Origin of the sequence: Calidithermus terrae, from assembly GCF_003574345.1 — a bacterium.
Lineage (GTDB): Bacteria > Deinococcota > Deinococci > Deinococcales > Thermaceae > Calidithermus > Calidithermus chliarophilus.
This window is the reverse complement of record NZ_QXDL01000355.1, coordinates 1-2,381: the sequence shown is the minus strand read 5'-3', so window position 1 is coordinate 2,381 and position 2,381 is coordinate 1. Positions and strand designations below refer to the sequence as shown.

4 protein-coding genes are annotated in these 2,381 nt (G+C 69.2%); 2 read left to right on the top strand and 2 right to left on the bottom strand.

Annotated features, from left to right (window positions below; genetic code table 11):
- Positions 1-38: 38 nt before the first annotated feature.
- Positions 39-725 carry an HAD family hydrolase gene (locus tag Mterra_RS20605; protein WP_119316789.1) on the top strand — a complete coding sequence of 229 codons (687 nt, stop codon included), beginning with the start codon at positions 39-41 and terminating at the stop codon, positions 723-725.
- A gap of 112 nt (positions 726-837) precedes the next feature.
- Here Mterra_RS20605 and Mterra_RS20600 read toward each other — a convergent pair whose 3' ends face one another.
- Positions 838-1,323, bottom strand: a complete 486-nt coding sequence (locus Mterra_RS20600) for a DinB family protein (RefSeq protein WP_119316788.1) — start codon at positions 1,321-1,323, stop codon at positions 838-840.
- A 162-nt stretch (positions 1,324-1,485) separates the two neighbouring features.
- On the opposite strand from Mterra_RS20600, the gene apaG reads away from it, so the two are divergent.
- The gene (gene apaG, locus Mterra_RS20595; protein ID WP_119316790.1) at positions 1,486-1,872 is read left to right on the top strand and encodes a Co2+/Mg2+ efflux protein ApaG; all 387 of its coding nucleotides are present in this window, start codon (positions 1,486-1,488) and stop codon (positions 1,870-1,872) included.
- 142 nt (positions 1,873-2,014) lie between these two features.
- On the opposite strand, the gene Mterra_RS22665 is transcribed toward apaG, so the two are convergent.
- Positions 2,015-2,381: hypothetical protein (locus Mterra_RS22665; protein ID WP_170159772.1), on the bottom strand; the 367-nt coding region annotated here is incomplete at its 5' end.

The window sequence follows — 2,381 nt, the reverse complement described above, 5'->3', positions numbered from 1 at the left end:
GGGTGACGGGGTGAGGGCCGTGGGGTAGGGTAGACCCGATGAAGGCCCTGATCTTCGACTTCGACGGCACCATCCTCGACACCGAGCAGGCCGAGTACACCGCCTGGACCCAGACCTACGCCCGCTACGGCGGCGAGCTCACCCTGCAGGACTACCTCCCCTGGGTGGGCACCGCCGACCCCGTCTTCGACCCCTACGCCCACCTCGAGGCCCAGATCGGCCCCTTCGACCGCGAGGCCTTCGACCGCGAGCGCCGGGAGAAGCTCTACGCCCTGCTGGCCGAGCTCCAGCCCCTCCCCGGCGTGCTCGACTGGCTCGAGCGGGCCCGTTCGCTGGGGCTGAGGCTGGCGGTGGCCTCGAGCTCGAGCGCCCGCTGGGTGCTGGGGCACCTCGAGCAACACCGCCTGCACGGGTTCTTCGAGCACGTGATCACCCGCGAGCACGTCGAGCGCACCAAGCCCGACCCCGCGCTCTTCCTCAAAGCGGCACAAGCCCTGGGAACCGCCCCCGCCGAGTGCGTCGCGGTGGAGGACTCCCTCAACGGGGTCAAAGCTGCCAAAGCCGCCGGCATGTACGCCCTGGCCGTCCCCAACTTCCTCACCCGCCACCTCGACCTCAGCCCCGCCGACCGCCTCCTCCCCAGCCTGGCCGGACTGAGCCTCGAGCAGTTCCTCCAGGAGCTCAAGGCCGGCATAGCCGTGTTAAGGGAGACCCGCGGGCCATAGCTCGTGGCCTGTGGCTCGTGATGGGTCGAGGGTCTAGGGCCAAGGCGTCTGGCGTTTCGCGTCTTGCGTTTTGCGTACGGCGTAGGGCGTAGGACGTACGACCCGCGTTCGACTATCGACCCCCACCCTGCACCAGCTTCACCATCTGCCGGATCGCCCCCGCGTGGTAGGCCGTGTGCGCGATGTTGTCGATCATCAGGGCCACGCCCGGCTCGCGCCAGGTGGGGCGGCTGTGGGCCATCTCCAGCAGCGTTTCGTACTGCTGGCGCAGCCCGGCCTTGAGGGCTTCCCACTCGGCCTCGCTCACCTGCTGCACCTTCCAGCTATCGGCCCAGTTGATCTCGGGGCGCTCCCCGCGCAGCCAGGCGTTGGCGACCTCGAGCGTGAAGCGCACGTGCTCGGCGTGGGCCGCCACCGTGGCGCGGCCCTCGGCGGGGGCCCGCGAGGCCTGCTCGGCGCTGACGTTTTCGAGGGCGAAGAGCAGGCCGTTGTACCAGCCGCCGTTGTGCTCGTCGCCCTCGAGGGCCATCTTGAGGGAGTGCACCAGGACGTTGCCCAGCGCCGGGAGGGAGAACTCGGGGTATTGTTCGCTGCGCACGTTACTTCCTCCTCTTCAGATTTCAGGACTGCGGTTATGAAATTAGCAGAATCGCCCGGGCGCCGCCATCCTACGCCCGGTGGAGCGGGGCCCGTGGCAGCGGGCTACCCAACTCACCCGCCCCTGCGCTACCCTCTTGTCAACACCCCCAAGGAGCCGATGATGAGCGAAGAACTGCCCATCCGCCAGGACATCGAAGTCAGCGTGGAGGTGCTGTACGCCGACCAGCACAGCCGCCCCGGTGAGCACGTCTTCGTCTACTTCATCACCATCACCAACCACGGCGCCGAGACCGTGCAACTGCTCTCGCGCCACTGGGTCATCACCCAGGCCGTCGGCCAGCCCGAGGAGGTCGTGGGCCCGGGCGTGGTCGGCGAGCAGCCGGTGCTCGAGCCCGGCCAGGCCTACCGCTACAACAGCTTCTGCCCCATCGCCCGCCCCCCCGGCCAGATGCGCGGCTGGTACACCTTCCAAAACATCCTGGGCCACCGCTTCCGCGTCCCCATCCCGCCCTTCGACCTGCGCCTGCCCCAGAGGCACCTGAACTGAGGCCCGTGGTTTGCCAAGGGCCGAGGGCCAGGGCGTCTCGCGTTTGGCGTTTAGCGTTTAGCGTTTTGCGTCTTGCGTACGACGTAGGACGTACGACGTACGACCCGCACCTGGCGTCTTGCGTTCGGCGCCGGGCGCCCAGCTACCGCCCCTCGACATTCTCCGCCACCGGCCGCTCGGCGAGCGTCGCCATCTCGCGGAAGCGCTTGGCGTGGTAGCTGCCGAGAACGCTCTCGATCTGGGCGGAGAGGTGGTGCAGCAGCTGGCCGGGCTCGAGGGCGCCGAACTCCTCGCGGAAGCGCTCCATCACCCAGGGGGCGCGGCTGCCGAAGCGGCTTTGGACCACCTCATGGGCCGCCTGCCAGATGCGCTCGGGGTCGAGGAGGGCTGAGACGGCGGCCTCGAGCTCGGCCCGCAGCACCTCGCGGTAGAAGGGGGTGTCGCCGATGTCGTAGCCCAGGTCCTGCCCGCTGAGGAGCACCCGGCCCCCGCCCTGGATGTAGCTGCGG

What these genes read in the sequence shown, in the direction of transcription:
- Mterra_RS20605 (WP_119316789.1), top strand. Translation starts at nt 39, where the DNA reads ATGAAGGCCCTGATCTTCGACTTCGACGGCACCATCCTCGACACCGAG.
- apaG (WP_119316790.1), top strand. Translation starts at nt 1,486, where the DNA reads ATGAGCGAAGAACTGCCCATCCGCCAGGACATCGAAGTCAGCGTGGAG.